The organism is Roseibium sp. M-1, assembly GCF_054515675.1.
In genome coordinates this window covers 4,641,957-4,665,752 of the sequence record NZ_CM137257.1, presented here as the reverse complement: position 1 = coordinate 4,665,752, position 23,796 = coordinate 4,641,957, and the positions used below count along the sequence as shown (strand labels likewise).

The 23,796-nt window shown below is 61.9% G+C and carries 21 protein-coding genes; 12 read left to right on the top strand and 9 right to left on the bottom strand.

All coding sequences use genetic code 11. The features are described 5' to 3' along the window. Positions 1-121 precede the first annotated feature (121 nt). On the top strand, positions 122-1,081 hold the full coding sequence (locus tag ACX3M4_RS21165) for an acetyl-CoA carboxylase carboxyltransferase subunit alpha (RefSeq protein ID WP_459354956.1): 960 nt from the start codon (positions 122-124) through the stop codon (positions 1,079-1,081). A 289-nt stretch (positions 1,082-1,370) separates the two neighbouring features. After that, on the top strand, positions 1,371-2,642 hold the full coding sequence (locus ACX3M4_RS21160; RefSeq protein WP_459354955.1) for a L,D-transpeptidase family protein: 1,272 nt from the start codon (positions 1,371-1,373) through the stop codon (positions 2,640-2,642). Positions 2,643-2,825: 183 nt separating this feature from the next. Here ACX3M4_RS21160 and ACX3M4_RS21155 read toward each other — a convergent pair whose 3' ends face one another. From ACX3M4_RS21155 to typA, 4 genes are all read right to left on the bottom strand, one after another. Then, a complete protein-coding gene (locus ACX3M4_RS21155; protein ID WP_459354954.1) occupies positions 2,826-3,428 on the bottom strand; it encodes an HD domain-containing protein in 603 nt (200 codons plus the stop codon). Between the two features lie 113 nt (positions 3,429-3,541). Continuing rightward, the gene (locus tag ACX3M4_RS21150; protein WP_459354953.1) at positions 3,542-4,594 is read right to left on the bottom strand and encodes a MaoC family dehydratase; all 1,053 of its coding nucleotides are present in this window, start codon (positions 4,592-4,594) and stop codon (positions 3,542-3,544) included. Between the two features lie 385 nt (positions 4,595-4,979). Continuing rightward, positions 4,980-5,894 carry a sulfurtransferase gene (locus ACX3M4_RS21145; RefSeq protein ID WP_459354952.1) on the bottom strand — a complete coding sequence of 305 codons (915 nt, stop codon included), beginning with the start codon at positions 5,892-5,894 and terminating at the stop codon, positions 4,980-4,982. A 443-nt stretch (positions 5,895-6,337) separates the two neighbouring features. Further along, the gene (gene typA / locus ACX3M4_RS21140) at positions 6,338-8,161 is read right to left on the bottom strand and encodes a translational GTPase TypA (protein WP_459354951.1); all 1,824 of its coding nucleotides are present in this window, start codon (positions 8,159-8,161) and stop codon (positions 6,338-6,340) included. 202 nt (positions 8,162-8,363) lie between these two features. Here typA and ACX3M4_RS21135 point away from each other — a divergent pair, with 202 nt between their 5' ends. Together ACX3M4_RS21135 and ACX3M4_RS21130 are read left to right on the top strand one after the other, a co-directional pair. Continuing rightward, positions 8,364-8,819, top strand: coding sequence for a MarR family winged helix-turn-helix transcriptional regulator (locus ACX3M4_RS21135; protein WP_459354950.1), 456 nt, complete (start codon positions 8,364-8,366; stop codon positions 8,817-8,819). Between the two features lies 1 nt (position 8,820). Then, positions 8,821-10,032, top strand: coding sequence for a multidrug effflux MFS transporter (locus ACX3M4_RS21130; RefSeq protein ID WP_459354949.1), 1,212 nt, complete (start codon positions 8,821-8,823; stop codon positions 10,030-10,032). 216 nt (positions 10,033-10,248) lie between these two features. Here ACX3M4_RS21130 and ACX3M4_RS21125 read toward each other — a convergent pair whose 3' ends face one another. Next, the gene (locus ACX3M4_RS21125) at positions 10,249-11,823 is read right to left on the bottom strand and encodes an alkaline phosphatase D family protein (protein ID WP_459354948.1); all 1,575 of its coding nucleotides are present in this window, start codon (positions 11,821-11,823) and stop codon (positions 10,249-10,251) included. A gap of 192 nt (positions 11,824-12,015) precedes the next feature. Between ACX3M4_RS21125 and folP the strand changes: the two genes are divergently transcribed. The 4 genes from folP (at position 12,016) to ACX3M4_RS21105 (ending at position 16,307) form a co-directional block, all read left to right on the top strand. Next, positions 12,016-12,852 carry a dihydropteroate synthase gene (folP, locus tag ACX3M4_RS21120; protein ID WP_459354947.1) on the top strand — a complete coding sequence of 279 codons (837 nt, stop codon included), beginning with the start codon at positions 12,016-12,018 and terminating at the stop codon, positions 12,850-12,852. After that, positions 12,849-13,400 carry a 2-amino-4-hydroxy-6-hydroxymethyldihydropteridine diphosphokinase gene (gene folK / locus ACX3M4_RS21115; RefSeq protein WP_459354946.1) on the top strand — a complete coding sequence of 184 codons (552 nt, stop codon included), beginning with the start codon at positions 12,849-12,851 and terminating at the stop codon, positions 13,398-13,400. Before folP ends, folK begins: the two co-directional genes overlap by 4 nt. A gap of 117 nt (positions 13,401-13,517) precedes the next feature. Beyond that, positions 13,518-14,936 (top strand): sulfatase-like hydrolase/transferase, encoded by a 1,419-nt coding sequence (locus ACX3M4_RS21110; protein ID WP_459354945.1) that lies wholly within the window; start codon positions 13,518-13,520, stop codon positions 14,934-14,936. A 342-nt stretch (positions 14,937-15,278) separates the two neighbouring features. Next, the gene (locus ACX3M4_RS21105; RefSeq protein WP_459354944.1) at positions 15,279-16,307 is read left to right on the top strand and encodes a phosphatase PAP2 family protein; all 1,029 of its coding nucleotides are present in this window, start codon (positions 15,279-15,281) and stop codon (positions 16,305-16,307) included. A gap of 28 nt (positions 16,308-16,335) precedes the next feature. On the opposite strand, the gene ACX3M4_RS21100 is transcribed toward ACX3M4_RS21105, so the two are convergent. Together ACX3M4_RS21100 and ACX3M4_RS21095 are read right to left on the bottom strand one after the other, a co-directional pair. Then, the gene (locus ACX3M4_RS21100; protein ID WP_459354943.1) at positions 16,336-17,028 is read right to left on the bottom strand and encodes a hypothetical protein; all 693 of its coding nucleotides are present in this window, start codon (positions 17,026-17,028) and stop codon (positions 16,336-16,338) included. A gap of 11 nt (positions 17,029-17,039) precedes the next feature. Next, on the bottom strand, positions 17,040-18,260 hold the full coding sequence (locus tag ACX3M4_RS21095) for an argininosuccinate synthase (protein ID WP_459354942.1): 1,221 nt from the start codon (positions 18,258-18,260) through the stop codon (positions 17,040-17,042). 443 nt (positions 18,261-18,703) lie between these two features. Here ACX3M4_RS21095 and ACX3M4_RS21090 point away from each other — a divergent pair, with 443 nt between their 5' ends. Genes ACX3M4_RS21090 through ACX3M4_RS21080 form a run of 3 tightly spaced genes read left to right on the top strand, consistent with a single transcriptional unit; the run spans position 18,704 to position 21,827 of the window. After that, on the top strand, positions 18,704-19,105 hold the full coding sequence (locus tag ACX3M4_RS21090; RefSeq protein WP_459354941.1) for a DUF3302 domain-containing protein: 402 nt from the start codon (positions 18,704-18,706) through the stop codon (positions 19,103-19,105). Continuing rightward, on the top strand, positions 19,102-20,253 hold the full coding sequence (locus ACX3M4_RS21085) for an HlyD family secretion protein (protein WP_459354940.1): 1,152 nt from the start codon (positions 19,102-19,104) through the stop codon (positions 20,251-20,253). The genes ACX3M4_RS21090 and ACX3M4_RS21085 overlap by 4 nt, the downstream gene beginning before the upstream one ends. An 8-nt stretch (positions 20,254-20,261) precedes the next feature. Continuing rightward, positions 20,262-21,827 (top strand): efflux transporter outer membrane subunit, encoded by a 1,566-nt coding sequence (locus ACX3M4_RS21080; protein WP_459354939.1) that lies wholly within the window; start codon positions 20,262-20,264, stop codon positions 21,825-21,827. 13 nt (positions 21,828-21,840) lie between these two features. Here ACX3M4_RS21080 and ACX3M4_RS21075 read toward each other — a convergent pair whose 3' ends face one another. Together ACX3M4_RS21075 and ACX3M4_RS21070 are read right to left on the bottom strand one after the other, a co-directional pair. After that, positions 21,841-22,485, bottom strand: a complete 645-nt coding sequence (locus ACX3M4_RS21075) for a hypothetical protein (RefSeq protein WP_459354938.1) — start codon at positions 22,483-22,485, stop codon at positions 21,841-21,843. A 44-nt stretch (positions 22,486-22,529) separates the two neighbouring features. Continuing rightward, positions 22,530-23,147: a TetR/AcrR family transcriptional regulator gene (locus tag ACX3M4_RS21070; protein WP_459359478.1), complete on the bottom strand. Its 618-nt coding sequence runs from the start codon at positions 23,145-23,147 to the stop codon at positions 22,530-22,532. A 186-nt stretch (positions 23,148-23,333) separates the two neighbouring features. On the opposite strand from ACX3M4_RS21070, the gene ACX3M4_RS21065 reads away from it, so the two are divergent. Continuing rightward, the gene (locus ACX3M4_RS21065; protein WP_459354937.1) at positions 23,334-23,795 is read left to right on the top strand and encodes a (2Fe-2S)-binding protein; all 462 of its coding nucleotides are present in this window, start codon (positions 23,334-23,336) and stop codon (positions 23,793-23,795) included. Position 23,796 lies beyond the last annotated feature (1 nt).

The following is a 23,796-nucleotide window of genomic DNA, read 5'->3' as shown; positions in this document are numbered from 1 at the left end:
TGCGTCTCTTGATACAGCCCTCCACCATACGCATCGAGGCGCGCCACGCGTGTCCGACCAGATTTCCCGGAACGGCCGCCGGTCTCCAAGGTGGCGCCGGATTGTTCAGGTAACCGAGTACATGCACAGCTATTTGGAATTCGAAAAGCCCGTTGCAGACATCGAAGGCAAGATCCAGGAACTGCGGGCGCTCGCCGGGGAAGATGGTGAAGCCGTCAACGTGGACAGCGAAATCGACCGGCTGAAAACGAAATCCTCGCAGACGCTGCAGGAACTCTATGCCAAGCTGACGCCATGGCAGAAGACCCTCGTCGCCCGCCATCCGGACCGCCCGCATGCGGTCGCCTATATCGCAGGCCTGATCGAGGACTTCACCCCGCTCGCCGGTGACCGCAAGTTCGCCGAGGACGCCGCGCTGATCGCCGGCATCGGCCGGTTCCGCGGCCAGTCCGTCGCCGTGCTCGCCCAGGAAAAGGGCCACGATACGGAAACCCGCCTGAAGCACAATTTCGGCATGGTCCGCCCGGAAGGCTACCGCAAGGCCGTGCGCGTCATGGAAATGGCCGAGCGTTTCGGCCTGCCGCTCATCAGTTTCGTCGACACCTCCGGTGCGTATCCGGGCCGCGGCGCTGAAGAGCGCGGCCAGTCCGAAGCGATTGCCCGCTCCACCGATGTCGGCCTCGGCCTTGGCACACCGTCCGTTTCCGTCGTCATCGGCGAAGGCGGTTCGGGCGGGGCGATCGCGATCGCGACCGCCAACAAGGTGCTGATGATGGAGCATGCCATCTATTCGGTGATCTCGCCGGAAGGTGCGGCCTCGATCCTCTGGCGCGACAGCGCCAAGGCCCAGGACGCTGCGACGGCCCTGAAGATCACCGCCCAGGACCTGAAGCAGCTCGGCGTGATCGACGACATCGTCAAGGAACCGGTCGGCGGCGCCCACCGGGCGCGCGAGATCGTCATCGACAATGCCGGCAAGGCCATCGAGGCGGCCCTGAAGGAGCTGGACGGCCTGTCCCCGGCCGAGCTGCGCAAGCAGCGCCGCGAGAAATTCATCTCGATCGGCAGAACTCTCAGCTAATTTGCCGGAATTACACGAAAAAAGTTCAGGGGGCCGCGTTTGAAGCGGCCCTTTTGCCATTCTGTGGCCAGAATTTGCCGTCATTCAGGCAAGGATGGGACGGGGTTCGGACCAGATTGAAAGTTTTTGTTCCTATCACCGGAATTTGGGTCGCCGGGGCAAACCGGTTTCAGTAACTTATCGTCAACCATCATTCCCTAGCCTTTGGCGGGGGCGAGGACGCAGGAAATGCGACGGCCGGTTCGGCAGAACCAGGCCAGACGCTTTCCGTCGAGTTTGGGATAGTATCATGTTGTTTCGGCGCCTTTTGACATCGTCAGCCGGCCTCCATCAGGGCGCAGGCAGCCAGCGAGGCCGCAAAGCGGCCCGGCTTGGCGCAGCGCTTCTGGCTGCGGGGATCCTGGCATCGTGCCAGGCCGACGAATTCAGCGCCGGCCCCAACAAGGCGAACGAACCGGTAAGCTCTGCGGTAAAGCGCAAGATGTCGGACCTGAACATGAGCGCCGCCTCGCCGATCATGATCCGCATCTTCAAGCAGGAGAACACGCTGGAAGTCTGGAAACAGACCCGCACCGGCAAATACAAGCTCCTGGAAGAATTCGAGATCTGCAAATGGTCTGGCGGGCTTGGACCCAAGATCAAGGAAGGCGACCGGCAGGCTCCCGAAGGGTTCTACGAAATCACGCCCGCGCTGATGAACCCCAACTCCAGCTACCATCTGGCCTTCAATCTGGGCTACCCGAACACCTATGACCGCTCGCACGGCCGCACCGGTTCGCACCTGATGGTGCACGGCGCCTGCTCGTCCCGCGGCTGCTACGCCATGACCGACGAGCAGGTCCAGGACATCTACGCCCTTGCCCGCGACAGCTTCAAAGGTGGCCAGCGCTCCTTCCAGGTGCAGGCTTTCCCCTTCCGCATGACGCCGGAAAACATGGCCATGCACCGTGACAGCGAGCATCTTGACTTCTGGAAGATGCTGAAGACGGGGTACGACCATTTCGAGGTGGCCGGCACGCCGCCGCAGGTTTCCGTCTGCGAAAAGAAATACGTTTTCGACGCGACCACGCTGGTCCAGGGCGTACCCTTCCGTGCCAGCGCCAAATGTCCGGACTACCAGGTAACCCCGGGCCTCGCCTCGGCCGTTGCCGCCAAGCAGCGCCGGGACAACGAGAAATTCCAGCAGCTGGCCGCCCGCTACGACGCGCGCGACGAACGCCAGAAGCGCTGGGACGAGCGCTCAAGCCGCATTGCCGAGACGCTTGGCACCGCAAATGCCGACAATCCGCCGGTGGAAACGGCGAAGACGGAAACGCCTGCTGCCGAGACACCAGCCTCCCAGCCGGTTGAAACCGCAACCGCGGCAGCAGAAGCGCCGGAAGCACAACAGCGTCCGGGCACCGCGGTCGAAACCGCCTTTGCCCCTCAGGAAGACACCAAGGGCAGCTCCGTCGGCGGGTTCTTCAAGCGCTGGGTTCCCTTCGGCGCAAAGGCCTCGGACGAGGGCGCCTCTGTCAGCCCGATCCAGACCGAAATCGTGCCGGCCGCCAAGCCGAACTAAGCGGGTCCTGTCTCAGGAACCATCGCGATTTTCAACCCACCACCTCATCCTGAGGAAGCGCGTTAGCGCTGTCTCGAAGGATGGGCGGCAAATACAGGTGCAAGCGGCCCATCCTTCGAGACGGACCTGACGGTCCTCCTCAGGATGAGGTCGTAATAAGGGCTGAAACCTCCCCCTGAAAATTCACTCCGGCGTCGGCAGCCCCTTCGAGACACCTTCCTGCGTGACCGCCGGATCGTAGGCCTTGCGGGAAAAGACCTGGCGCACCAGCGGATCGAAGCTCTCCAGCGGATCCATTTCATAGTCCGGATCGAAGGACGACTGGTCCCAGCGTTCGCAGAAGTCGGCGCAGGCCTGGAAATGGATGTGGTCCTTGAACGCGTCGCGGGCATTCTCGTCCCAGCCGTAGTGGCGACCGTAATAAAGCATCTGGAAGATGCCGTGATGCTCCACCACCCAGGCAACCTCGTCGCGCACGAAGGGGCGGATGACCTCGGCTGAGAACCTGTCGTGGTTCTGCGGTGCCAGTCCGTCGCCGATGTCATGCAGCAGCGCGCCGACGACCCAGTCGATATCCGCGCCGTCACGCCGTGCCCGCGTTGCCGCCTGCAGGCCGTGTTGCATGCGCGTGATCTTGTAGCCCGACAGCGTATCCTCGTTCTGCCGCTTGAGTTCCGCCAGCACTCTGTCCGCCGTCAGGGCGTGATAGGGCCGCTCGGCCTCGGCCAGGAATTCATAGTCTTCCCTGGTACCGTCTTTCATCTGGGTGAAGGAAACAGTCTTCATGGCGCACTCTCCCGTTTCCCCGACTGTGCGCGCGGCAATCCACGCCGTAAAGACAAACCGCGCCGCCTTCTTGCTGGAAGGCGACGCGGCGGCGAACATTTGAATGGCGGTGCCTACTTCGGCATCAACGCCCAGTAGTCGAAGTCGAGCACGACTTCCGGAAGGTAATTGTCCTCGTGGTCCTGGCCCGGGAAGTCGTGGCAGGGCCGGTTCTTGGTGGCGACAAGCCGCAGGCGCAGGGCGCCGACATCGCTCCGCCCCTCGATATCGGCCTTGTCCAGCACTTCCGACCAGGCATAGACGGTGTCGCCTGCTGCCAGCGGCCCAACGTGTCGCCCGCCATTGATGCCGGCGATATGGAACGCGTTGGCAAGCCCGTTGAAGGAGAGCGCCCTTGCGATGGAAATCACGTGGCCGCCATAGACCAGCCGGTGGCCGAAACGGTTATGGACTTCCGTGTGATGGTTGAAATGCACCTTGGCGGTGTTCTGATAAAGCCGCGTCGCCATCTGGTGCTCGGCCTCCTCCACCGTCATGCCGTCGACATGGTCGATCTTCTCGCCGATCTCGTAATCGGCGAACCGGTAGGGCGACCCGGCGAGGTCGTTGTCCCAGTCGGCGGTATCGAGCAGCGGCACTGCCGTGCCAAGGGATTGCGGGTCGAGGGCGGCAGGCAATTCCGGCACCACCGCTTCCGGCGCCGGATTGGCGGCAACGCGCTTGTTGACCATCACCCAGCGCACATAGTCCAGCACCTCGGTGCCGTTTGCCGTGTAGCCGGTGGAGCGCACATAGACGACGCCGGTCTTACCGTTGGAATTTTCCTTCTTGCCGATCACCTCCGAAATCGTCGAGATCGTATCGCCGGGGAAGACTGGCGCCAGGAAACGCCCGCCCGCATAGCCGAGATTGGCGACCGCGTTCAGCGAAATATCCGGCACGGTCTTGCCGAAGACGATGTGGAAGGTCAGAAGGTCGTCGACGGGCGCATGGGCATAGCCGATCTTCCGGGCAAAGGCGTCGGAGGACTGCACGGCGAAGCGGGAGCCGTAGAGGGCGGTATAGAGTGCCTGGTCGCCGCTGGTCACGGTGCGCGGCGTCGCATGGCGGATCACCTGACCCACCTTGAAGTCCTCGAAGAAATTGCCGCGATTGGTCTTGCTCACCTCTGCCTCCCGGTTCTGATTTGCCGGGGAGGATTAAGCCCGCCGCACGGCACGCAGGCAAGTCAGACGTTTTGCCGATGGGACATAACAACCGCATCTCTGCACGAGGCGACCAGTCAAGCTGGTTGGTTTTCCGCCCAAGCAAGGGTGATCGCGTTTGAATGTAGAGGCGGAATAGCCCCCAAATAACCTCTCCCGTTGGGAGAGGTCGGCGCGACGGCGCCGGGTGAGGGGGCAGACATTTGCGTGTTTCCGAGAGGTTTGTCCCCTCACCCCAACCCTCTCCCAACGGGAGAGGGAGTTGGAGCGTGCCATAGGCGATTGTTCTGCTTCCTAAGGAAGCTAGAAATTCGGGACATACACCGTATTGGCCGCGTCAGCGACGTCAGTTGGTGACCTGTGTGCCCTCGGCAGCCGGCGTGTTCTCCAGCTCGTATCCGGCGTTCGAATATTCGACGACGGAGCCGGCATAGAGCTTGGTGTTCGAGATACCGGCAATTTCCGAAGCCGCGAACCATTCGCTTGCCGCCCAGTGACCGGTGTTGCAGAAGAAGACGGTTTCCCGGTCGTCTTCGACACCCAGCTTGGCTTTCAGCGCTTCCGGGTCGAAACCGGAAGAAATCTTCGGCGAACCGTCCTTGAAGAAGGCCGTATAGGCATGGCTGATCGCGCCCGGCACGGTGCCCGGGCGAGCAGCCTGCTCGTGCTTTTCCTTGCCGGAGTAGAACTCCACCGGACGGGCATCGACCAGCAGGGCTTTTGCTTCTCCGGAGGCCACTGCGGCAACATCGGCCGTCGTTGCCAGCCATTCAGAACTGAAGCTCAGGTCAAGCTCGCTCGGAAAGGCGGATTCCACATTGGCATCCACCGGCAGGCCCGCGGCCTTCCAGGCTTCGAGACCGCCGTTGAGGATCGTCAGATCGGTGAAGCCGGTTGATTTCAACGTCCAGTAGACCCGGGCGGCCGAGCCGAAATCGGTATCGGTCTTGCCCTCGGCGAGGATCACGATCGGCGTGTCCAACTCCAGCCCGAGTTCTTCCAGCTCGGCTTCGAACTTGGTGAGGTCGATCAGGGCGCCGGGGTTCTTTTCCGGTCCGCGGAACATGCGGTATGGCGCGAACAGCGCGCCTTCGGCATGGCCCTGCTCATAGCCCGCATTGCGGATGTCGAGCAGCACCGGCTCTGCACTGTCGAGCGCTGCGGCCAGCTCATCGGCTTCCACCAGCGGGCCGAACGTTCCGGCAACGGCCGGCGTGGCAAGGCCTGCGGTCAGGGCAAGGGCAAGAACAAACTGTTTCATCGGATCGGCTTTCCGTAGCGGCAGCCCATCTGGCAGACGGACCTCCGGTTCATAGCTGACTGAATTTAAGTGCTCCCAAGTGAGGGAACGAGGGATGGCATTCCAAAGTTGGTGCGAAGTCTGACATTTTGACCCAAGCAATGCCCCGATCTTGGCAGGCGCTTGCTGATTTTCCTCAGGCGAAAGCCCGGGCAATGGCCAAGTTCTGCCAAACAGGTTCTGCCGAGAGGCACTCCCTCACGGCGCCTTCCGGACGCAGCGCAGCGAAGATCCGAGACCGGGAGCCCGGAGGCTATCGATTGATTTGGGGAAAACGCCGCGCACTGCCTCCCCGGTCCCGGCTCGCGCTTCGCTTGGCCGGATGACGACCCGAGAGGGTACCGGTGAGGCATGAAAAAGCCCGGGGCACTGCCCGGGCTCTTCGTTGATCGCGTCAATCGGGCTTATGCCGATTCCTTGTTCGCCGCGCGTTCGGCGCGCTTGCGCTCATGCGGGTCGAGGATGGCCTTGCGGAGGCGAATGGATTCCGGCGTCACTTCCACGAGCTCGTCGTCGGAGATGTAGGAAAGGGCCGCTTCCAGGGTCAGCTTCTTCGGCGTCGTCAGCTTCACTGCGTCGTCCTTGCCGGCGGCGCGCACGTTGGTGAGCTGCTTGCCTTTCAGGACGTTCACTTCAAGGTCGTTGCCGCGGGTGTGCTCGCCGATGATCATGCCCGGATACACCTTGGTGCCCGGATCGATCATCATCGGGCCGCGGTCTTCCAGGTTGAAGAGCGCGTAGGCAACCGCTTCACCGGTGCCGTTCGACAAGAGCACGCCGGTGTGGCGGCCCTGGATCGGGCCCTTGTACGGCTCGTAGCCGTGGAACAGCCGGTTGAAGATCGCCGTGCCGCGGGTATCGGACAGAAGCTCGGACTGGTAGCCAATAAGGCCGCGGGTCGGGGCGTGGAACACCAGACGGGTGCGGCCGCCGCCGGACGGCTTCATTTCCAGAAGGTCGGCCTTGCGTTCCTGCAGCTTCTGGACGACGACGCCGGAATGCTCTTCATCGACGTCGATGATGACTTCCTCGATCGGCTCCAGGCGGTTGTTCGCCTCATCATACTGATAGACGACGCGCGGACGGCCGACGCCGAGCTCGAAGCCTTCGCGGCGCATGTTCTCGATCAGGATCGCAAGCAGCAGTTCGCCGCGGCCGGAAACGACAAAGGCGTCCGGCTCGTCGGTTTCTTCCACCTTCAGGGCAACGTTGCCCTCGGCTTCCTTCATCAGGCGCTCGCGGATGACGCGGGACTGAACCTTGGAACCTTCGGTACCGGCGAGCGGACTGTCGTTGACGCGGAAGGTCATGGAGAGCGTCGGCGGATCGATCGGCTGGGCCTGCAGCGGTTCGTTGACGGACGGCGCGCAGAGCGTGTCGGCAACGGTCGCCTTGGTCAGGCCCGCAATCGCGACGATGTCGCCCGCTTCACCCTTTTCGATCGGCTGGCGTTCCAGGCCGCGGAAGGCGAGGATCTTGGAGATACGGCCGTTTTCCACCAGGCTGCCGTCACGATCAAGCGCCTTGATCGGCATGTTCGGCAGGGCGGTGCCGGAAACGATGCGGCCGGTCAGGATGCGGCCAAGGAACGGGTCGGCTTCGATGGTGGTTGCCAGGATGCGGAACTCGCCCGGCTTTGCTTCCGGCGGAGCGACCTTGTCGAGGACCATGTCGAAGAGCGGGTCCATGCCGGCCTGCGGCCCACCCGGCTCCAGCGCCATCCATTCCTGCTTGGCGGAGCCGTAAAGCACCGGGAAGTCGAGCTGGTCTTCGTTGGCGTCGAGGGCGGCGAAGAGGTCGAACACCTCGTCCAGCACTTCGTCGGCGCGCTGTTCCGGCTTGTCGATCTTGTTGATGGCGACGATCGGCTTCAGGCCGAGCTTCAGCGCCTTGCCGAGCACGAACTTGGTCTGCGGCATCGGGCCTTCGGCCGCGTCCACCAGCAGGATGACGCCGTCGACCATATGCAGGATACGCTCCACCTCGCCGCCGAAGTCGGCGTGGCCAGGCGTGTCGACGATGTTGATGCGGGTGTCTTTCCAGACCAGCGAAGTGACCTTCGCCAGAATGGTGATGCCGCGCTCGCGCTCGATGTCGTTGGAATCCATCATCCGTTCTTCGGTGCGCTGGTTGTCGCGGAACGCGCCGGACTGCTTCAAAAGAACGTCAATGAGAGTGGTTTTGCCATGGTCAACGTGCGCGATAATGGCAATATTACGAAGGTTCATAGGAGGCTCCAAAAGACAGAACGGGCCCTTTTCGGACCCGTAACCTGTCTGGAAGTTGATCAGCTTGGATCGGCAGCCCTGCCGAATTTGGCGCCTTTATACGTGGCCCGAAGGGTTTGTGCAATGCAATGTCACAAGTGCGGATTGACAGAATCGCGGCAAGGGCCATATTCGTAAGGTAACCTTACTATTTTGAGGTGAGATGGATCTTTCTTCTCCGAATGTCGGCGTCACAATGCTGATCGTGGATCTGGCACGGTTGCTCCGGCGGAATTTCGAAGCGGAATTAACCAGGGTCGATACCGGTCTGACCGCCGGGGAAGCGCGTACGCTGTTTTATGTCTGGCGCCTTCCCGGTCAGCGGCAGACCGTTCTCGCCGAAGCCATGTATGTCGAACCCATGACCCTGGTCGGATATCTCGACACACTGGAAAAGGCCGGATTGATCAAACGCTGCCCGGATCCTTGCGACAAGCGGGCAAAGCTGGTCGAGCTGACGGAGAAGGCCGACCCGCTTCTGGAAAGGATCGGGATTGCCCTTCACACCGTGCGCACCAGGGCGCTGGAGGACATCCCGGCGGACAAGAGGCCGATACTGGAACAGCTTCTGCAGACGATGAAGGACGGCCTGCTGCAGGAGGTTTCCAAGGGAAAATAGAATGACTGCCGACAGCTCGATCATGAGCGCAAGACGTACGTCGCTTCTGGGGGCCGGGCTTGTTGCCATCGGCCCCATTTCCATGGCGCTCTATACACCGGCCATGCCGGCGCTGGTGGAGGCATTCGGCACGACGGATTCCGCCGTCAAGCTGACGCTGACCGCCTATTTTGCGGGCTTTGCCGTCACCCAGCTCATCTGCGGACCGCTGACGGATGCCTTTGGCCGCAAACCGGTGACCATCGCGTTCCTGATCCTCTATCTTGTCTCCAGCTTTCTGGCGACCTTCGCACCGACGGTCGAATTCATGATTTTCGCCCGGGCGCTGCAGGGCGTGGGCGCGGCGGTCGGCATAGCTGTCTCGCGCGCCATCGTGCGCGACCAGTTCACCGGCCAGGCCTCCGCCAGGATCATGAACACCATCGCCATGATGCTGGCGCTCGGGCCCGCGATCTCGCCCACCATCGGCGGCATCGTGCTGGAACTGTTCGGCTGGAAGGAAGTCTTCTGGTGCATGGTGATCTATGGCGCCCTGCTGATGGCGGCTGTCATGGTCTTCCAGGTGGAAACCAATCCCCTGCCCGGCAAGCACCATCTGAACCCGCGCCAGCTGGCGAGAAACTACGCCACGCTGCTCAAGGACCCGCGCTTCCTGGCCCCCAGCCTGCTGATCGGCTTTGGCCTCGGCAACCTCTATGCCCTGGCGACGGTCCTGCCCTTCATTCTCATTTATGAAGTCGGCCTGACACCGTCCCAGTTCGGCGTCACCATGATACTGCAGTCCGGCTCGTTCATTGCCGGCACGGTCCTGACCGGCCGGCTATTACGCTATATCGAGGCTCAGAGGCTCGTACCCTGGGGGCTCGGGCTCTGGGCCGTTTCCTCTACGCTGATGTGCGCTGTCACCTTGATGCTCGAGCCGTCGATCCTGACAGTCATGGGACCGGTCATGCTGTTCGTGTTCGCCCTTGCGCTGGTGCTGCCGGCAAGCTTCACCGAATCCATGGCGCCGTTCCCGCATATCGCCGGGGCTGCCTCGTCGATGCTGGGCTTCCTGCAGTTCGGTGGCGGCATTGTCGCCAGTCTTGCGATCGCCGCGCTTGGAGAACCGGTAATGGGCCTTGCCTTCATCCTGCCCGGTATGCCGATCGCCGGCATCCTGCTCTATCTGGCCCTGCGCAGCCAGGCCCGGCAGACGGCCGCGGCGGAGTAGGCGGAAAGGTCCCCCCTCCTTCGGTCATCCCGGCCAAGCGCAGCGCGAGCCGGGACCGGGGAGGCACAGTGCCGACCGGTAAGTCTCATTCGGAAACACCTCGGCTCTCCGGTCCCGGATCTCCGCTTCGCTGCGTCCGGGATGACGCCGGAAGTTGTGTTTGGAACAATAAACGGGCCGGTTTCCCGGCCCGCTCTTCGTCAATCCAGCTCCTGATCAGCCCTGGCGAACCGGGTCCAGAGTGACGGCATGCAACTCGACGTCGTCACGATCCATCAGGCGGACGGTGAGTTGCTCCGTCTGCCCGTCGATGTCGACGAGGCCGAAGAACTGCAGACCCATGGACGGTGGCAGGTTGGCGCCCTGCTCGGCTGTCGGCGCCTTCACGTATTTCAGTTCCGGACCAAAGGTCATGTCGAGATCGTTCGGGCCGAAGGTGCCGGCATGGATCGGGCCGGAGACGAATTCCCAGAACGGCTTGAAGTCCTGGAACTGCGCCTTGTCCGGGTTGTAGTAATGGGCCGCGGTGTAGTGCACGTCCGCGGTCAGCCAGACGATGTTGTCGATGTCGGCGGTCTTGATGAAGCGCAGCAGGTCGGCGAATTCCAGTTCGCGGCCCTTCGGTGCACCGTGGTCGCCGTTGGCAACGGCCTCGGCACCGGCCTGTTCCTTCCAGTTGTCCCAGACGATCAGGCCGATCGGCATGTCACAGGCGATCACCTTCCAGGTGGCCCTGGAGTTGAGCAGCTCACGCTTCAGCCAGGCGAGCTGTTCGGCGCCGAGAATGCGGGAGGCTGGCGTCATCGCCTCTTCCATCGCCGGCCCGTTCGCTCCGCGATAGGAGCGAAGATCCAGGAAGAACACATCGAGCAGCGGGCCGTAGGCGATCTTGCGGTAGACACGGCCGGGCTCTGCCGGGGTGTAGCGGATCGGCGTCAGCTCGTGAAAGGCGCGGCCTGCGCGGGCAGCCAGCAGGTGGACGTTCTTTTCCGAATAGCGGTCGTCGGAAAGCAGATCCTTGGAAGACGACCAGTTGTTGACGACCTCATGGTCGTCCCACTGGAAGAAGGTCGGCACTTCGGCATTGAAGGCGCGCAGGTTCTCGTCGAGCAGATTGTATTTCCACTGGCCGCGGTATTCGTCCAGCGTCTCGGCAACCTTGGTCTTTTCCTCGATCAGGACGTTCTTCCAGACAGTGCCGTCGTTGAGCTCGACGGTTTCCTTCATCGGGCCGTCGGCATAGATCGTGTCGCCGGAGTGGATGAAGAAGTCCGGCTGGTGCTTGACCATGGTGGCATAGGTCGTCATGCCGCCGCGGTCGGTGTCGATGCCCCAGCCCTGGCCGGCGGTGTCGCCGGACCAGGCGAAGCGGATGTTGCGGCGGGAGGCCGGCGCGGTGCGGAAGCGGCCGGTCATCGGTTCGGAAATCGCGTTGACATCATTGAGGTCGGCAAAGGCGACGCGGTAGAAGATTTCCTGGTCGGACGGCAGGTTCTCAAGCAGGCGTTTGACAGCAAAGTCGCTCTCCGGCAGTGCATCGATGGGCGCCAGACGGTGCGGCGCCTCGAAGGAGCCGGTGGTGTCGACTTCGACCAGCATCTTCGCCGGGCGATCGGCCCGCGCCCAGATCATGCCGGAATTGGCATCGACGTCGCCTGACTGCAGGCCGTGGGTGATCTGCGGGCGGGAAGAGGCGCGGGAAAGGGAAGGCATCGCCAGCGGCGAGGCCAGCACAAGGCCGGTCGCGGCGGAACTTTTAAGAAAATTGCGGCGGGAAAGACGAGCAGACATTGAAATACTCCATGGCTGGGGGACCGGAGAGACGGCGCCCTTGGCAGGACCATCAGGTGCTGAAAGTCGATGACAGCGCGATGTCCGTTTGAAGACCGTTGTCCGAATTTTTCATGACGGTGTCGCCTCCGCCGCTTGACCCGCCGCACCCGACGCGCCAAACACGGGACCTACGCTCACAAGGACGCGAAAATGCCGACCCGCTCTCCCTATGAATTGCCGCGCTTCGATGGCACCAGCCAACGCCCGCATGTGATGGGGATCCTGAACGTGACGCCGGATTCCTTTTCCGATGGCGGCCGTCACAGCAAGGCCCCGGCAGCGCTTCAGCATGCCCGGGAAATGATCGCGGAAGGGGCTGATATCCTGGATCTCGGCGGCGAAAGCACCCGGCCCGGTTCGGAGCCCGTCAGCCTTGACGTCGAGTGGTCGCGGATCGAGCCGATCCTCGATCAGGTGATCGCCATGGGAACGCCCGTTTCCATCGACACCTACAAGGCGGAAATCGCACGGCGGGCCTGCAGGGCAGGTGCCGTCATCGTCAACGACGTCTGGGGCCTGCAGAAAGATCCGGCGATGGCGGATGTTGTCGCCGAAGCCGGCGCTCATGTCGTTATGATGCATAACCGTCTTGCCGCTGATCCGGAGATCGACATCATTGCGGACATCGATTGCTTCTTTGAAACCTCGATGGAGCTGGCCGCTAGGGCGGGCATTCCACGGGACAAGCAGATCCTCGATCCGGGTTTCGGCTTTGGCAAGACCATCGACCAGAATTTCATCGTCCTGAACCGCTTCGACACCCTGAAAAAGCACGGCCTGCCTTTGCTTGCGGGCGCTTCGCGCAAACGCATGGTTGGCGCGGTTCTACAGGCGGAGATGGAAGACCGGCTTTACGGCTCCGTCGCGGTGCACCTGACCGCCATGCTGAAGGGCGCCGCCATCGTCCGGGCCCACGACGTGCGTCCGCATGCCGATTGCGCGCGTATGCTGGAGGCAACCCGCCTGGAACGGAACCCGACGGCATGACCGGACAGACCGACGCCTCTACCCGCCGCTCCCCCACCGACGGCGCCCCCACCCGCTGCGCCCCCACCCGCTGCGCCTTGGGTCTCGGCTCCAATCTCGGCGATCCGAAAGCTAATCTGGACGAAGCCATCCGCCGGCTGGAAGACACCGGCGGCGTTACCCTGATCGCCCGCTCTTCCGACTACCGCACGCCGCCCTGGGGGCCGGTGCCGCAAGACGATTTCCGCAACTGCTGCGTAATGATCGACACGACCCTCTCTCCTCAGGCGCTGCTCAGACGCTGCCTGGAGGTCGAAACCGAGCTTGGCCGCGTCCGCGATGTCCGCTGGGGGCCGCGCACCATCGACGTCGACGTTCTGATCTACGGCCTGCAGAAGGTGACCGAGGCGGACCTGGAAATCCCCCATCCGCGCATGGGCGACCGCGCCTTTGTGCTGATACCGCTCGCCGAGATCTGGCCGGACGCACCGCTTGGCGATGGCAGAACGGCAATGCAGGCCCTTGAAACCTGTCCCGACCAGGCGGGCGTCGTCCGGCTGGAAGACTAGAGAACTCCCGCAAAAAGGGCATTTTGCAGACCAGCAACCTTTGCCCCGGGGAACCCACACGCAAAGTTAAGATTTGCGCGCCAAGATCCGGCCTCAGGAAGGGCCGGATTCGAAGTTATGACACTTGTCAAAAACGCTGTTAATTACCTGAGCGAGAAAGGGGCTTTGAACAAACACTCGATCAGGTTCGCGCTATGGTCGATATTAACCCCTAATGCAATCTACATTCTTTTCAGTTTCTTCTATTGCCCCTTCAGAAGCTTCTTTGTCGTTCTTCTCTCCTTGATCTGCCTGCTCGGCCTCTATGTGCATCCTTCGGTCTTCTTCGCGCTGCTGCTGCTCACCATGACGGTTGACGCACTTGTGCTGATATCGAATTTCTTTCAGATGCCGCTGCCGATGCTGATCGATTCCCTGCAGTTTGCCGGCAAGCTCGACCTCTGGAATTCGGTCCTCTATCTCGCAGCCATCTGCGTTTTGTTCGCTTCCTTCATCGCAACCTTTCTAGGGGTGGTGAAAGCGAAGCGGCACAAGACGGCAATCAATTTCGTACCCTTTCTGCTGCTTCTGGCGCTTTACGGCGGGACCGACTGGTGGGTGAATTCGCTGCCGTCGGAATTCGCGATCGCGGCCAACAGCGTTTCGGAAAGCTATGTGCCGACCGAAGACGCCGGCACCGCGTACGGCAAGCTTGAAGAGCACCTGAATGACGAGCCGAAGCGCAACGTGCTCGTCGTCGTTGTCGAAGGCCTTGGCGCTTTCACCTCGCAGGACCTGCGCGATCTCATCTGGCAGCCGCTGAAGGAAGCCGATGTGGCGGAGCGCTACGAGGTGAGCGACGGCGATGCGGTCTATTTCGGCTCGACGACAGCAGGCGAAATGCGGGAACTCTGCAATCTCAAGGCCGATTACCGGGACTTCCGCGAGCGCGATGAGGGCGCTTGCCTGCCGCTGAAAGCCGCGAAGGCCGGATACCGGACCGCTGCCTTCCACGCCTTTACCGGTGAGTTTTTCGAGCGGTTCGACTGGTACCCGAAAATCGGCTTCCAGGACCTCTATTTCATGGAGAACAGGCTCGGCTTCGACAAAGACCGGAAGCTGTCCACTTGCGGGATCGCCTTTGAAGGCTATTGCGACACGGACGCTGCGGAAGCGGTCGGCAATTTCCTGCTTGAGGGCGAGGGCGAGCGCAAATTCGCCTATTGGCTCACGCTCAATTCCCACAAACCCGTGATGCCGGGCGAAGTGCCGGCCCGGCTGAACTGCGACGACGGCGGCGGCATCTTCAATGATGTCGAACTCTGCCGCATGTCGGAGCAGTGGCTGCATGTCTCCCATCTGGTCAAGGCCATCGCCCTTGACGAGCAGCTTGCCAATACGGAAATCGTAATCGCCGGCGACCACCATCCGCCGCTTTTCTCCCGCAGCGCCCGCAAGATGTTTGTGCCCGGCCGTGTAGCCTGGCTCCACCTGAAGCCGAAACCCCGGCTCCAGTCACAGACAATGGCAGCTACCCTGCCTAACGGCACACGGTAACCTCCAGGCCTTTCTGCCCAAGGTTTTCTTCATCCCGGCGTCATTAGACCACCGGGCGTGATTGCGCTCGAAGAACGCCGCTTCAGCCCTGCCAACCTCGAAACCACCAGCCGCGCGGCAGCAATTTCGCGGACAATCGATTGCAACCGGCGGCCTCACTAGGTGTGGTGGAAAAACGCACCTATTTTCTGATTGCGATTTTTAACATTGCACCAGAGGCTGGTGTTTTCATGAAATCCGCCCGATTTCCTCGTCATAAATATCAGGTGCAGAAACCAATTTTTAAAAACTCAGATTGTATTCGACCGCAGATAAATTCAATTCTGCGTTGTGGTTTTTTAAATGACTATTTCTACCAGTCTTGAGGCCGGCGAAACTCACGGCCTGTCGCTTCACACCCCTTCCCAAACACGTACCGTTGCCACTACCGCCGACAGGAGCCCGGTTGCCTTTCCAGGTACCGTGAACTGCGTCCTATTCGCAGCCGTCGGATTGACGACGCTTTGCCTGGCACTTGTCAGGGGCGTCAATATCGATCCCGACTCCTTCACACCCTATGTGGTCATCGTGCTGACATGCATCCTGCTCAATGCCTTGTTGAGCTGGCGCAAGCCCGATAGCGAAACCCTGCGGCAGCGCCTGCATCTGCTGTTGAACGGGTTTGTGTTCATTTTCGTCACTCTCGCGCTGCTGCGAGCCTTCAACCACCTGACGATGAGCCTCGCCCTTCCTCTGGTTGACGAACAGCTGGACGGCTGGGACAAGGCACTCGGATTCGACTGGATGGCGTATTTCACCTTCGTTCAGACGCATCCATTCCTGAGCACGGTGCTGAAGGTTGCCTATGTCGCCTTCGACGGTGCCAGCCTGTTCTGCTTCATAGCGCTGACATGCATGGATAGGCCCGCCCGCGCACGCTACTTTTGCGAAATCTTCCTGATCACCGCATCAATAACCATAGCGATTGCCATGTTCTTTCCGGCTGTTGCAGCTGTCGCCTATTACTTCGGCGATATCGCCCCTATCCCGGGTTTCGACGAGGTTCCAGGTGTCGCGCACGTGGAACAGCTCCTATCGGTTAGGGAAGTGGCGGTTCCCACGATCAACCTTCTTGCCGCGGAAGGACTCGCTGCCTTTCCGTCTTTTCATACCGCTGGCGGACTTCTTTTGATCGCCGCTTTCTACCGGACCCGGCTGTTCTGGTACGTCACGGCATTTGTGGTGGTGATGCTCCCCGCGGTTCCCGTTTTCGGCGGGCATTATCTCGTCGACGTCCTGTCCGGAACGGTGCTGGCCGTTGCCGTTGCCGTGGTGAATGCCCGGCGCCCCTGTTACCAGGGGCTCTTCGGGAAGAGGAAAGCCCGGCACTGATGTCGGCACATGTCAAAGCGAGGCGCTGTCAGAACCCGTTGGGCGAGACAAACCGGTCCATGTGAAACCGGCCCATGTCCGGGCCCGGCCGATAGGCATCGCCGACGGGGCAGGCCCGGCGGGCAAGGCAGCCCGTCCGGCAGGGAGCTTCCGGAGAAGCTGCCAGGTAGTCTCGGCATTTCGGGACGTCGTATCCGCTCGTCAGCGACAAGGCCTCTACCGGGCAGGCAGGCAGGCAGGGTTTTGCGGTGCAATTCTCGCAAGGTCCCTGCCCGGGAGGTGTCGTGAGGCCGGCCAAAAGTTCCGGGACAAGAAACACCGCGCGAAATCCGGCCCAGGGTCCGAAATGCCGGTGCGCCAGAACGCCCATCGGGCTCCTGGAAAAGCCGCCGCAGTTGAGCGCCCATTGCTGGAAGGGATGGTAAGGCGGACCTTCGAAGGGGAACAGGGCCTCGAAGCCGAAAGGGTCTGCGACGGCCAGTAGCGTGCGCTTCGTGTACCGGTCGAGCGGGTCGGCCTTTCCGTCTTGGTATTCCGGACTTGCCGTCAGCACCGGCCAGATCGACGGTCCCGTGCTGCCGATCAGCAGCAGCGTTTGCGTCACGCGCCCGTCCGACAGCGCGGGAATATCGTCTTCAGCCTTCGGCACAAAGCCGCCGAGACAAAAAAAACCGGCGGCAGCGAGGGCCTCGTTCAGCGCCGCTGCCGCCGGTTCTGTCATTTCAGGGCCTCTCAGCCGAGCCGGTTGCGCTTGGCCAGCGTGCGCAGGCGCAGGGCGTTGAGCTTGATGAAGCCGGCAGCATCCTTCTGGTCATAGGCGCCCTGGTCGTCCTCGAAGGTGACCAGTTCTTCCGAATAGAGCGAATAGGGCGAGGAGCGGCCGACCAGGATGACATTGCCCTTGTAGAGCTTCAGCCGGACTGACCCGGTGACATGCTCCTGGCTCTTGTCGATCAGCGCCTGCAGCATTTCGCGCTCCGGCGAGAACCAGAAGCCGTTATAGATCAGCTCCGCATAACGCGGCATCAGCTCGTCCTTCAGGTGCGACGCGCCGCGGTCGAGCGTGATCGATTCCATGGCGCGGTGCGCGGTGAGGAGGATCGTGCCGCCCGGGGTCTCGTAGACACCGCGGCTCTTCATGCCGACGAAGCGGTTCTCGACCATGTCGAGACGGCCGATGCCGTTGTCGCGGCCATATTCGTTGAGCTTGGCAAAGAGCGTTGCCGGCGACATCTTTTCGCCGTTGAGGGAGACCGCGTCGCCCTTCTCGAAGCCGATCTCGATATAGGTCACCTCGTCCGGAGCCTCGGTCGGATCGACCGTGCGCTGATAGACATAGTTCGGCGCTTCCTCGGCCGGGTCTTCCAGGACCTTCCCTTCGGATGAGGAGTGCAGCATGTTGGCGTCGACGGAGAACGGGGCTTCGCCGCGCTTGTCCTTCGGCACAGGGATCTGGTGCTGCTCGGCGAATTCCAGAAGGTCGGTGCGGGACTTGAAGGTCCAGTCGCGCCAGGGAGCGATCACCTTGATGTCCGGGTTGAGGGCATAGGCGGAAAGCTCGAAACGGACCTGGTCGTTGCCCTTGCCGGTGGCGCCATGGGCAATCGCGTCTGCGCCGGTCTCGGCGGCGATCTCGATCAGGCGCTTGGAGATGAGCGGCCGGGCGATCGACGTGCCGAGCAGATAGACACCTTCATAGACGGCATTGGCGCGGAACATCGGGAAGACGAAATCGCGGATGAATTCCTCGCGCAGGTCGTCGACATAGATTTCCTTGATGCCAAGCATCTCGGCCTTCTTGCGCGCCGGTTCCAGCTCCTCGCCCTGGCCGAGATCGGCGGTGAAGGTCACCACCTCGCAGCCGAGTTCGGTCTGCAGCCACTTCAGGATGATGGAGGTGTCGAGGCCGCCGGAATAGGCCAGCACGACTTTCTTGATGTCACCATACGCCATGTCGGGGAAGGTCCAGTTCGTCGTTTTCGCGGGGAATACCGCTGAGGTGGAAAATTGGCCGCAATTTAGCCGGTTCTTCTCTCTGTGCAAGCCCTTCGATGCTGCCGGGCGAAGACCCGCCCTGGTATCCGGAAAAGCCCCTCTTCCGCCGGAAGAAGGCTGAGGTGAGGAGACAGAAGCGGATTGATGCGGAGAGGTTTGTCCCCTCAACCGGCGCGCCGCGCCAACCTCTTCCAACAGGAGAGGTTTCAAGGAGTTGGCCGACACCTCCTCGAAACTGGAAACGGAGGACTGCCGAAACGCAAAGCGGGATCGCCGCCTGCAGTTGAAACTTGCAATTGACCGCGAGGCAGCCGAGGGTATTAACAGAGTGTGAACAAAGCGCTAGCCGGGCTGCCCAAACAGATCGTCTGGCCAAGCCTGCCGGCACCTGGGGAGGTGGCATGGGTCTGATCGATTTCGAACTCGATGCGTATGACTACCTGACCTTCGCCATTCTGCTGGGCGGTGTCATCGCCTTCTTCTACGTGATGATTACCCTTGGAGGCCTGCCCGGCAAACTTGCCGAACAGCGCAAGCACCCGCATGCGGAATCGGTCAAGCTCGGCGGCTGGATCGGGCTATTCACGGTATTTCCCTGGTTCCATGCGCTGATGTGGGCCTATCACGACTCGATGACCGTCGACATCCGCAAGATGCCGAAGGGAGGCGAGACCGAGGGGGCTCAGGACACCGGCACCGGTGTCGAAACGCTTGAGGCAACGTCCGTTCCCAAGCCGCGGCCGGAGGCCGAGACAGAAGAGGTGCTACCGCCTGGCACGCCCCGCGACGGAGGCGCTGCATGACCGTCGCGCTGCTGATCCTCGGCGTCTATGCCATTTTCATGTGGCTGGTTTTCTACAAGTTCCGCTGGCTGAAATTCAACATCGCCTGGGGCGTCGTCACCTTCTGGGTGGGCTTCCATGTCCTCTTCCTGCTGGTGGTCTTCCTGCGCTTCTATACGCCCTACACCATCGACGGCCATGTCATCCGCCAGACGATCCAGATCGCGCCGCGCCTGCCGCATCCGACCTTGCTCGAAGAGGTTTTCGTTGCCCAGAACCAGAAGGTGAAGAAGGGCGACAAGCTCTATCAGTTCGACGCGACGCTCTATGCCGCCCAGCTGGCGGAGGCCCAGGCGAACCTCGTCAGCGCGGAGCAGAACGCCAAGATCCTGGTGGAGAATGTCGATCAGGCGCAGGATTCCCTCGATGAGGCCAACGCCAACGAGGCCTACGCGCAGCAACAGGTGACCCGTTACTCGGATCTGGTGCCCAAGGGCGGCGCCAAACAGGAGACGCTGGACGAGTGGACGTCCAAACTATCCTCCGCCAAGGCACAGGTGGCCGAAGCCGAAGCCGACGTCACAAAGGCGCAACTGGCGGTCGATGCCCAGATCGATGGCGTCAATTCGCAGGTGGCCGCTGCAAAGGCCCAGGTCGACCAGGCGCAATACTACGTCGATCAGACCACGATTTATGCACCGGAAGACGGGATCATCATCTCGCAGCAGGCGCGGCCGGGCCTGGTGGTCGGCGGGTTCCGTGTCGGGGCGATTGCCGGCTTCATCGCCGATGCCGATCCCTATTTCCTGGCAACCTTCTACCAGGAGCACCTGAAATTCGTGGAACCGGGCATGCCGGTGGAAGTCGCGCTCGACATCTATCCCGGGCAGATCTTCGAGGGCAAGGTCAAGTCCATCTGGGACGGCACCGGCCAGGGCCAGATCGTGCCCCACGGCCAGGTGCCGGAGTTTCTGTTCATGAAGCCGCAGGGCCGTTTCGCGGTCGAGATCGACCTTGACGCCGATCCGGCGCTGAAGCGCTATCCGGCCGGAGCCCATGGCGCCGCGGCGATCTATACCGGCGGCGGCGGCAATTGGGTCGCCGTGCTGCGGCGGGTCAACATGCGGCTCTATTCCTGGGTCAATTTCATTGTACCGTTCGACCTGTGAGGATCGGCATGGGGCGTCTTCAAAAAACGTTGCAATGGACGGTCCAGCTGGCGACCCTGGCAGGCGTACTGTTGCTTGCCGGCTGCATGGTCGGGCCGGATTTCGAGCGTCCGGACGCACCGGTTCTCGACAGCTGGAGCAAGGGCGCCAACCTGCCGGTCGACAACCGCACCGGCTTCACCACCCGCAGCGCCAGCTCCGTTGCCTGGTGGCATGTCTTCAAGGACGAAACCCTCAACAGCCTCATTGCCGAAGCCTACCGGCAGAATGTCGGCCTGCAGGGAGCGGGCGTGCGCGTCTACGAGGCGAGAGCCCAGTTCGGCATTGCCCGGGGCGAGCTGTTCCCGCAGGTGCAGGAGATCAACGGCAGCTCCAAGAGCATCCGCTTCAGCGCCAAGGACCCGTTCATCCGCGACCTGGAGCGTATTGGCCTTGTCAACGACCACATCACCCGGGTGCAGACCGGCTTTGACGCCGGCTGGGAGATCGACGTCTGGGGCAAGATCCGCCGCGATGTCCAGTCCGCCGACGCCAATCTGAAGGCCAGCCTTGCCTCCTATGACGATGCGCTGGTGACGCTGACCGGCGACATCGCCGCAACCTATGTCACGGTGCGCGAGCTGCAGCAGCTGATCGCTGCAGCGAAGGCCAACGCCGCCCTGCAGAAGAAGTCGCTGGACATCACCCAGCTGCGGCTGGAAAACGGCGCCGCCACCAAGCTGGACGTCAACGAGGCGACGGTCCTCTACAACAACACGCTCGCCACCATCCCGGCCTACGAGGCAGAGCTGGCCCAGGCCTATAACGCCCTCAGCGTTCTCCTGAGCGAAGCTCCCGGCGGCATGAAGGCCCGCCTCGGCACCAGGGCGAGGTTCCCGCGCGTGCCGGCGGAGGTTGCCGTCGGCGTGCCGGCGGACATGCTGCGCCGGAGGCCGGATATCCGCTATGCGGAATATGTCGCCGCCGCCCAGTCGGCCCAGATCGGCGTCGCCAAGGCGGATCTTTATCCGGCCTTTTCCATTTCCGGGGCCATCGGCGTACGCGCCGACGATTTCGCCAATCTCTTCAACAACGGCACCATGGCCGGATTCATCAATCCCGGTTTTTCCTGGAACTTTCTCAATTACGGCCGCATCCAGAACAATGTCAGGGTGCAGGACGCCAAGTTCCAGCAAGCGTTGCTCAACTACGAGAACACGGTGCTGTCAGCCTATTCGGAAGTGGAAAATGCCCTCACCGGCTTCCTGCGTTCCAAGCAGGAAGCGGTCTACCTGCGCCGGAGCGTGAATTCCGCCCGCGCGGCGGTTTCGGAAGTCGGTGCGCAATATGAGGACGGCACGGCATCCTATAACCGCGTCGTCGATGCCCAGCGAAGCCTCTATCTGGCCGAAGCCCGCCTGATCGCGGCCGATGCCAATGTGCTGACCAACCTGATCGCGGTCTACAAGGGCCTCGGCGGCGGCTGGGCACCGGACAACGTCAAGGGCCTGATATCCGACAAGACCCGCCAGCAGATGTCCGACCGCACCCGCTGGGGCGAGCTTCTGGCCAAACCTTTGGGCGACGAGGGCTGATCGACCGCCAGGATCAAACCGGCCTTGAATAGATCTTCAGTTCCAGATCGCCGCTCAGGTGTTCCTTTTGAAGGACCGGCGTCGGCACCGCGCCCATTTCCAGGTTGAGCGCGAAATCCCGCCAGGCATTGACCGTGTCGGCAAGGTCCTGCGGCGACTTGCAAGCCTCTTCCTGGGCCTGCGAGCGGCCGGAATAGCGATGCTGGCTGATATAGAGATCGATCGGGATCAGCGTATCCGCCCGGACCTCATCGGTTGCTTCATCCGGATTGTCCTCGCCGGAGCGCAGGCGACGGAGGGCGAGGTAGTGCGAGCCGATGTTCTTTTTTCCGTCGGTGTCCCTGGAAAGTTCCTCCAGCAGCGTTATCCGCGCAAGACCGGACCATTTCTGCATGCTCCGGCCGGCCTCCGTTACCAGCACCAGCCCGTCGCGGTGTAGCTCGATATGGCCTTTTCTCGGCCTGGCCCGCCACAGCATCAGCAGAAAGGCAAGGAATCCGGCGACGGCTGCGAAACTGAAGAGCGGGTCAAGCTCAAGACTCTGAAAGATGGCGACAAGAACAAAGACGACAGCCAGCGCGACGGCCGCCGGCACGCTGAGACCGGCAAGGCGGTTTTTGATCGGGTCGGGCGCAAGAACAAGGATTTCGGAAGACATCGGCTTGAGCTTCGTTCCGGAGGGGCTGGAAATGGTCGCAGGGCCTACCCGGCGGCGGCTTTCCCGATCGAAGCCTTTCCATAGCGCGCCAGGAACATGTCGACACTGTCTTCGATGATCGCTGCCACCTCGTCGCGTTCTGGAACGCGGCCGATATGTATATTCGGGAAGAAGGCGCGGGACTTGATCAGCCCCAGAAACTGGGCTGCGGCGACCGCCGTGTTGTCCACGTTCAGCTTGCCTTCGCTTGCCGCGCGCTCGACGAATTCGGTGAAGACGGAAAGCTTGGTCATGCGGCTGTCGAGATCGGCTGCAAGCTCCGGATCGCGGATCGTTTCGCTGAAGACCATGCGGGCAAGACTCATGAAGCAGGGATTGATCATGAGCTCGCCTTCCGCCCAGCCGAGGCGGACGAGCGCGTCGCGGATCGGCAAATCTGGATCGTAGGGCAGTTCCAGTGCCGAGTTGACCTGATCTGCAAGGCACTGGCCGATGTCCTTGAAAAGGACGTCCTTGCTTTCAAAATGATTGTAGACCGTGCGCTTCGACACCTGCGCGCGTTCGGAGATGCGGTCCATGCTGGCGCCAGCGTAGCCCTTTTCCTGGAACTCGGCGATCGCCGCCTGCACGATCTGCTTCTTTTTCTGATCCGACACGGACATCATTTGCTGTAATCCAGTTCCCTCTCGGCACCGTAGTGTCAAGAGAATGCAAGCCCCTCCCTTACATCCCAAAAAACGCACCCTATGTAAACTAGGGCGTTTACAGACGCACCCGCAGCGATTAAACTGCACGGTGTAGTTTACATCCTTTAGCCAGATTTGGCCAGCCAAAGGAGACGCCTCCTCATGTCAGTGACACTAACAATCAACGGGGAAACGCGTACGCTCGACGCCGATCCCGAGAGCCCGCTGCTGTGGGCCCTGCGCGACGAGCTGGGAATGACGGGGACGAAATTCGGTTGCGGCATTGCATCCTGCGGTGCCTGCACGGTTCACATGGACGGCGTCCCGATCCGGTCTTGCCAGACATTCGTCGGCGACCTTGAAGGCGCATCCATCACCACCATCGAAGGCATCGACAGCAAGGCGGCAACCGCCGTCCAGGCCGCGTGGAACGAACTGGACGTACCGCAATGCGGCTACTGCCAGTCCGGCCAGATCATGGCCGCGACCGCGCTGCTTGCCGAAACACCGAAGCCGACCGACGAGGACATCGACGCGGCCATGGACGGCAATGTCTGCCGCTGCGCCACCTATGCCCGCATCCGCAAGGCGATCCACCTTGCTTCCGACAAGATGGAGGGCTGAT

Excerpts from the sequence above, each read along its gene's own strand:
- ACX3M4_RS21165 (WP_459354956.1), top strand. The coding sequence starts at position 122 with ATGCACAGCTATTTGGAATTCGAAAAGCCCGTTGCAGACATCGAAGGC.
- ACX3M4_RS21160 (WP_459354955.1), top strand. The coding sequence starts at position 1,371 with ATGTTGTTTCGGCGCCTTTTGACATCGTCAGCCGGCCTCCATCAGGGC.
- ACX3M4_RS21155 (WP_459354954.1), bottom strand. The coding sequence starts at position 3,428 with ATGAAGACTGTTTCCTTCACCCAGATGAAAGACGGTACCAGGGAAGAC.
- ACX3M4_RS21145 (WP_459354952.1), bottom strand. The coding sequence starts at position 5,894 with ATGAAACAGTTTGTTCTTGCCCTTGCCCTGACCGCAGGCCTTGCCACG.
- typA (WP_459354951.1), bottom strand. The coding sequence starts at position 8,161 with ATGAACCTTCGTAATATTGCCATTATCGCGCACGTTGACCATGGCAAA.
- ACX3M4_RS21135 (WP_459354950.1), top strand. The coding sequence starts at position 8,364 with ATGGATCTTTCTTCTCCGAATGTCGGCGTCACAATGCTGATCGTGGAT.
- ACX3M4_RS21130 (WP_459354949.1), top strand. The coding sequence starts at position 8,821 with ATGACTGCCGACAGCTCGATCATGAGCGCAAGACGTACGTCGCTTCTG.
- ACX3M4_RS21125 (WP_459354948.1), bottom strand. The coding sequence starts at position 11,823 with ATGTCTGCTCGTCTTTCCCGCCGCAATTTTCTTAAAAGTTCCGCCGCG.
- folP (WP_459354947.1), top strand. The coding sequence starts at position 12,016 with ATGCCGACCCGCTCTCCCTATGAATTGCCGCGCTTCGATGGCACCAGC.
- folK (WP_459354946.1), top strand. The coding sequence starts at position 12,849 with ATGACCGGACAGACCGACGCCTCTACCCGCCGCTCCCCCACCGACGGC.
- ACX3M4_RS21110 (WP_459354945.1), top strand. The coding sequence starts at position 13,518 with ATGACACTTGTCAAAAACGCTGTTAATTACCTGAGCGAGAAAGGGGCT.
- ACX3M4_RS21105 (WP_459354944.1), top strand. The coding sequence starts at position 15,279 with ATGACTATTTCTACCAGTCTTGAGGCCGGCGAAACTCACGGCCTGTCG.
- ACX3M4_RS21100 (WP_459354943.1), bottom strand. The coding sequence starts at position 17,028 with ATGACAGAACCGGCGGCAGCGGCGCTGAACGAGGCCCTCGCTGCCGCC.
- ACX3M4_RS21095 (WP_459354942.1), bottom strand. The coding sequence starts at position 18,260 with ATGGCGTATGGTGACATCAAGAAAGTCGTGCTGGCCTATTCCGGCGGC.
- ACX3M4_RS21090 (WP_459354941.1), top strand. The coding sequence starts at position 18,704 with ATGGGTCTGATCGATTTCGAACTCGATGCGTATGACTACCTGACCTTC.
- ACX3M4_RS21085 (WP_459354940.1), top strand. The coding sequence starts at position 19,102 with ATGACCGTCGCGCTGCTGATCCTCGGCGTCTATGCCATTTTCATGTGG.
- ACX3M4_RS21080 (WP_459354939.1), top strand. The coding sequence starts at position 20,262 with ATGGGGCGTCTTCAAAAAACGTTGCAATGGACGGTCCAGCTGGCGACC.
- ACX3M4_RS21075 (WP_459354938.1), bottom strand. The coding sequence starts at position 22,485 with ATGTCTTCCGAAATCCTTGTTCTTGCGCCCGACCCGATCAAAAACCGC.
- ACX3M4_RS21070 (WP_459359478.1), bottom strand. The coding sequence starts at position 23,147 with ATGTCCGTGTCGGATCAGAAAAAGAAGCAGATCGTGCAGGCGGCGATC.
- ACX3M4_RS21065 (WP_459354937.1), top strand. The coding sequence starts at position 23,334 with ATGTCAGTGACACTAACAATCAACGGGGAAACGCGTACGCTCGACGCC.